Below are 6,428 nucleotides of genomic sequence, written 5' to 3' on the forward strand. Positions count from 1 at the left end.
ACAGCACGCCGTTCTCGATTGTAAAATAAATGAAATGAGCAAACGATAAATTAAAATTAATCTTACTATTTAACTCGGAATAATTCAATGAAAAAACAATAAACCGGCACAACCCAAAGGGTCATGCCGGTTATTTTAGTAGCTGCAAGCCGATAGATGCTTTCGCAGCTTAATCGTTTCTATCCCCGCCAAAAGCACAATGCCGATGCCATGCGTATCATTCAGCAGCCATGACAGCTGGTCTTTATAATATAACTTATTGAACGAATACCCCGAGCCTCGGCATACGCCGTAAACATTTCCGTTTTTGTCAATTGCATAACGTGTCAAGCCTTCCCAACCCCGCAGCACAGCCTCCACATAAGGAGCTGCCTCTTCCAACCAGCCGAAACGGACGCCTCTGGCGAATGCGTAAATGAACATCGAGGTGCAGGAAGCTTCTGCATACGATTCAGAATCCGTCAGCACTTGATGCCATAGGCCAAGCTGCCCCTGCAAGCGGTTGTAACCTTGGCACAGCTCACGGAAAAAAGCCAATAACTCCGGGCGTTCCGGGTGATCGTCAGGCATGACGGCCAGCAGCTCCGTTAACGAAAACAGCACCCAACCATTGCCCCGCCCCCACGGCACACTATTTCCTTTGCCAAATTTAAAATCGAACACATGATGCATGATGCTTTGCTCAGGGATGAACATCAGCTTTTTATACCGTAAAAACTGTTTCGCCGCATCATCCAGATAAGCTGCATCACCTGTAAGCTCGTAATACTTGCAAAGAAACGGCGTGCTCATATACAAATCATCACACCAAACCGTATCCTTCATGAAATCGGTCGTACCCCGCGTTCGATACAACGTCCCGTCTTCCAGCCGGCTTTGTTCCCGCGTAATGTAAAACGCAATGCGTTCGGCTGCCGCCTCTGCGCCATCCAACGCTCGCAGTTTGTTTGCCTCCAGCATCGCTGCGCCGAAGGAACCGCAATCATCCAGGCTGTCGATCAGCGTCAGCTGGTGATTCACGCCCGGCGAACCGTATTGCGCCTGATCCCAACTGCTGTAATCAAACATGGAGGTACACTGTTCAATATGATCGGCCGCATAGTTCGTGTAATGCGGATCGCCTAACTCCTGACCTGTTCGCAAGATGCCATAAAGCGTCACGCCAAGCGGATAGTTCCATTTGCCGTAAATGGCATTTTCCAGATACGGCCGTACCCAAGCTCCTGGCAAGTCGGCTCGCCAAAATGTGCGTTCTTCTTCTGAGCCAATCGGTGCATGCATGCGGGTCATTGCAGCCAAATCCGGAGCATTTTCAGCCGAGAAAGGTCCTGCGTAGAGCCAACCATCCGTCAGCCCTTCCACCGGGTAAGGCGGGATTTGCTTCACAGGAGCGGCTTCTTTCGCACTCCCGCTGACAAGTTCCAGACTTACGCCCCAAATCGGACCCTCGCAAACCGAGCAGGCAACAAGATCATGGACACCAAACGGGATCGAAAGTGTCATCTCGAACGGGCCAGCCGTTGGGCTTTGATGCCCCTCAAACACGGAGGTGCCGTTTAAGTACACAGTCAGCGGACCTTGATACTCACCTGTAAACCTGACCTGCTGCACGCCCGGGTTTCTGTTCTCTAGCTTCGTCCACGCATAGGCGAGCTGCCCCAGCTTTTCGCCGTAGATGCGGCTGAAGCATCCGCTGCTCCCCTCCTGTGGTGTCCAAGCCATTCGCGGAAACCACTCCTCTTGGCCTTGCTCGTCCCCAGCATCAGGCATGACTTCCCATGGCGCTGATTGCGGGCGGCTGTATACCCAACCTTCTTGACCGTCCCGGTCTGCCAATGGAGCAAGCATGTGCATCGGGAAGCCCTTGATGCTTCCTGTTCCGAACTTGCCGCCACAGCCGGTTGCGGTTGCCACGAATTCCAAGACGATGTGATTCCAGCCCTTGCCAAGTTTGGCACGGAAAAAGCTGCTCCGGTCTGGAAACACATCTTCATTCAAGTTCGAAGCGAATTGCTGCGTTCCGTTCACGATAATCCGTACAGGACAATAGCAGCTGATACTGAACGGATGGTCAATTTCCCCATCGCTCCACAGCTTCCCCCATACATAGACGAATTGTCCATGTTCCAGCTTCGGCCATCTCTGCGCAAGGTCCATCTCATAACGGTAATCCGCACCGCGTCGGAAGCCTTCCGTCGAATAGATTCTATAAACCGGCGGATGCTTAGGGTTAGCACCGATGAATCTTCCAGCGACAGCCGCCAGTATATGCTCATCCGACTTCGCTTTACCAGCGATCGATTCGTTTGGTTGAAAATAGGGATTCATATTCATGTCTGCCTCCATTAAACCGGAATCTCGCCGCCAGGGTACAGCGTGGAGCTGGATAACCGTTTCGGTTGCGGCAGCGGAATACCGGAAGGCTTCTGAGTCACATCATAGGGCTCACTCGCATAAATAGCCATCGTCTCATTACTAAAGATAATGACCTGCTCGGTCCCACTGCCGAACAAATCGGCATGTACCGCATAACCTTCAAGCGGAAACGAAACGACCGCGTTCATGTCCCCGTCATATAAGATTGGAAAAACGCCTCCACCACGGCGATAAGCTAAAATGTAATCCGCTGCGCCTTTCTCCCAACCGCGGAGAGGTTCAATAATGGTCAGCCAACCGTCGGTTTGGCGATCTTCCTTCCAGACCTCTCGCCCCTCGCTATCCAAAAGAAATAGCGCATCCTTTCCTTTCAAGCCTTTGCCGTCATCCTCGCGCACGAGACGATCGAGGCCTGCGATCTGAAGTCCCGGCATATCGCTGCGGAACCGGCCGAGCGCAATATGCTGTGACTCAATCGAGCCTTCGTAGCGCCATAGCTCTTGGCCGTGGCGATCATACATGACCGTGACACTGCCGCCGATCACTAGCTCCGGCTCCCCGTCACCATTCACATCGCCAACCCAAATACAGTCGGCGTGATCGTCCAAATCCCGGCAGCTCCACAAGAGCTGGCCATCGTGGTCAAGCAGGTCATAACCGGCCATAACCTCATCGAGCCCGTCGCCGTCGAAATCGTAAACCCAAGGGAAATGCCCTGGGTTGCCCTCGTGTTTCCACAAGAGATTAAACTCGCGATCGAGCGCCCACAGGGTATGGTAGCGATCTTTCAGGATGATATCTCCAGCATAATCGCCACCTGTCAAATTGGCTACTATAATGCAATCATGTGCATGCTCGCCCGGCAAATCATGTGATGCTTTTACCTGCCCATTCTGACCGTCCAAAATCACGAATCGATCGTCCATTACACACAAAACCTCTAAACATCCGTCCCCATCAATATCAGCAATTTGCGCTGGGTAATCCGACCCTTGGCTTCCCGCTCCGGCATCCGGCTTGCCGGTTTGCCAAAGCAAGTTCCCCTCCAAGTCGAACGCGGTCAAGCATTGCACCTGATGGGGAATGTACCTTACATCCTGACGGTTGTCAGGGTGTACCATGAGGACCTCCATCCTGCCGTCCCCGTTCAGATCGCCGAGCAGCATTTTACAGCGGGGACCCGCTGCTTGAATATTTATTTTTCCAATGAGATGTGGTTCTTTCAATGTTTGTTGCATGCCATATCCCTCCCCTTCATACCATCATTGTAAAAATGATAACTCTTCCCTACAATGAGACTTTCTTGTCGGGGCTGCCCAGGCAGTTTGCACTTTTTTGTTCCGTTGAAACATTCTTGTTCAAGAGGTTATGTGCTCCGGCTGAGTTCCCGATAACGGGTCGGCGTCATGCCTTCGAGCTTTTTAAAAATACGGTTAAAATAACTGTGCTGATAGCCGACCTGATCAGCCACATCGCAAATCTTGATCTCCGACTCGCGCAGCAGCTCCTTGGCTTTCTCCATGCGCAGTTCGGTTAAATAATCGATAAAATTTTTCCCGGTCACCTGTTTAAACGTTTTGCTGAGGAAAAACGGGTTGACGCCAGTATAATCCGCACAATTGTCGAGCGATATGTCATTCCTGTAATTTTGCTGCAAATAAATCATCACTTGCTCGATCATACGCTTGACCTGAGCATCAGAGCGTTCCGTCAGCTCCTTCTGGAATGGGTCAAGGACCTTGTCCTGGAACCACGCCAGAATTCTCCGCGGCTCTCTGATTTGAGAAAGCTGCTCATACAAATTCGCCCCTTTGAACAGCCGGTTCGGATTAATGCCCGAAACCATAATGGCGTGCAGTACGCTGCCGAGCAAATGCAGCATGCCCTGCTGCACGTCGATTTCTTTTGCTCCTTTGCCGGATAGCACATCAAGGAAAGAGGCCAGCATGCCATGCGCCTCCTCTTCCCGGCCGGTACGCAGTGCCTGAATCAGCTCCCGCTCCAACGCAAACGGGTACTCAGGCTCCGAAACCTCATCGCTATCGAGATGATTTTTCTCCAAATCGATAATTTGATTCACATTTTCAAAATTACGATAGCTGACCGCCTGTTTCGTTCTATCAAAGGCAAGCGGAACATCCGAAATAAGCGACACCGGTCGGCTGATCGCGATGGTGACATGCATTTTCAGAATGCGATTAATGTACTGCGTCAACTCTTCACTAAATATTTCAAAAGCTTCTACAATAGATTGATTTTCCGGTGTAATAAGCAGCAAACCCGCCGTAAGGTCATGGAAATTGATTGTATCGCTTTGTTCAAAATGTTGAGCGGCCAGCTCTTTGATCATGTTGACAGCTGCAAACGTCACAAGCCCCTCGTCGCCATGGCGGAACGTTCCATCCAGATTTGTCATGCCGACTAGCTGGACATACAGCACAGTAAAATGACGATGCCTCACATCCCACTTAAACCGCTCCATGCGGCGAAGCAGGTCTTCTTCGGAGTAGTCGTTCAGGTAACCCTGCAGCAGCTGGTGCAAAAAGCTGTCTTTCACATGCGGCAGCTGCTCTTTAAGCTTGGTATTCAGCTCAAGACTCTCCGTGTGCAAGTCTCGCCACTGCTTTTCGATTACGGTGAACTCGTCTTCGCGACCGGCCCAATTTGCATGGCTGCCGAGCAGTGTGACAAGTCGTTTGACCGGCAAATAAATGCTCCGCGAAGCCAGCCATGAAAGCAGCGCCGCGAGCAGCAAAGCGATCAAACTTACGGTGATGATCAGCTTCGAAATAAACACCACCGGTGAAATAATGTTAGTTATTGGAGAGGCGGATACGTAAGTCCAATCGTCGGCAATTCGCGATAAGCTGCCGTAGGAAACCGTATAGGTCTTCCCTTTGTAATCTAAAAAGAAAGAGCCTTTCGGTGCGCCTGAGGATGCGATTTTCTCCCGCAAAGCTGTGACAAACGGTGAATTGGAAGCGCTTCCGGTGGATGAGACATAAAGCTCACCTGAATTTTGCAAAACAAAGGTTTCACCTTCCTCGTACGGCGTCATTGTTTTTAACATGTTCGCAATTTTCTCGTTATCGAATCTAAACACTAACACGCCAAAAGGATGCAGGCTTCCCCCAGGAATATGGTGAATGAGCGTTAGATCCTTCGTATCCGGATGCGTCGTATCAAAGGACCACTGCGTCCAATAGGTCACATTTTTGCCTTGAATCAGCTTATCGTACATGCCCGATGTCGTCTTGTTATCCAGCACGGTGTATTCAGGGTTGAAAAGCACGGAGCTCGAACCGCCGACATACAGTTCCGCCTTTTTAACCAGCGCATTGGAGCCCTGCATCGCGATGAGCGTTCTCGTAATATCCTGCGTTCTTTCGAAGTTTCTAACGAAATCAAAGCCGTTCAAGCTGTAGTCGAATTTATTGTCAAATGCCCAATGGGAGAGGAGCAGCTCCAGATTGCTCAATTGATCGTCAATGTTCTGGGAACGCTGCTCGATTTGCCCGTAATGCAGCTGCAGCAGCTCGCTTTCTACTCGCCCGCCGGCTATCCCGTACACCAGCGCACCCATAATGAGCCCCGGGATGCCGGAGACGATAAAAATCATGATCAGGCTTTTTCTAAAAAAGCGGCCTTTGCCGCCGTCCGTCCGGCCCTGCCTGTTGCCGAATCTTGCTTTAACGGTGCTTAAGAGCATGTTTTCACCAACCCATTCTTAAGTTTAGCTTCAAGCGAAGGACACTATAACCTTGAGCATAGTACGGAAAGTTGGCGAGGAGAAGTTAATTTTCAGTGTATTTTCCCTACTTTTCCGACTTTTTACAGGCGCACTTAGCCGCTATATACCCAACCGCTACAAGTAAGGGAACTCTATTCCCTTATTTTGATGAAAATAGTGACTTCCACAGTGAAGGGGAACTAGCGGGTCTTATTTCTCCTCGATTGGCCGAATAACCGCCTCCACTGCCGAAATAGCGGTCCCTGTGGACTTCTGTCAAGAAAGTAAACACACCATTAAGTGCCGATCACGCGGTTTCTGC

The 6,428-nt window shown here is 50.6% G+C and carries 3 protein-coding genes; all 3 read right to left on the bottom strand.

Annotated features, from left to right (window positions below):
• Nucleotides 1-135: 135 nt before the first annotated feature.
• Nucleotides 136-2,334, bottom strand: a complete 2,199-nt coding sequence (locus GON05_RS27950) for a glycoside hydrolase family 88/105 protein (protein ID WP_246239522.1) — start codon at nucleotides 2,332-2,334, stop codon at nucleotides 136-138.
• Between the two features lie 11 nt (nucleotides 2,335-2,345).
• Nucleotides 2,346-3,614, bottom strand: coding sequence for an FG-GAP-like repeat-containing protein (locus tag GON05_RS27955; RefSeq protein ID WP_157323828.1), 1,269 nt, complete (start codon nucleotides 3,612-3,614; stop codon nucleotides 2,346-2,348).
• Between the two features lie 128 nt (nucleotides 3,615-3,742).
• Nucleotides 3,743-6,085, bottom strand: a complete 2,343-nt coding sequence (locus GON05_RS27960) for a helix-turn-helix domain-containing protein (protein ID WP_157323830.1) — start codon at nucleotides 6,083-6,085, stop codon at nucleotides 3,743-3,745.
• Nucleotides 6,086-6,428 lie beyond the last annotated feature (343 nt).

It is taken from the genome of Paenibacillus anseongensis (assembly GCF_009757995.1).
In the GTDB taxonomy this organism is placed as follows: domain Bacteria; phylum Bacillota; class Bacilli; order Paenibacillales; family NBRC-103111; genus Paenibacillus_E; species Paenibacillus_E chondroitinus.

Bases quoted from the DNA above. Each gene is read 5' to 3' on its own strand.
- GON05_RS27950 (WP_246239522.1), bottom strand. From the start codon at position 2,334: ATGAATATGAATCCCTATTTTCAACCAAACGAATCGATCGCTGGTAAA.
- GON05_RS27955 (WP_157323828.1), bottom strand. From the start codon at position 3,614: ATGCAACAAACATTGAAAGAACCACATCTCATTGGAAAAATAAATATT.
- GON05_RS27960 (WP_157323830.1), bottom strand. From the start codon at position 6,085: ATGCTCTTAAGCACCGTTAAAGCAAGATTCGGCAACAGGCAGGGCCGG.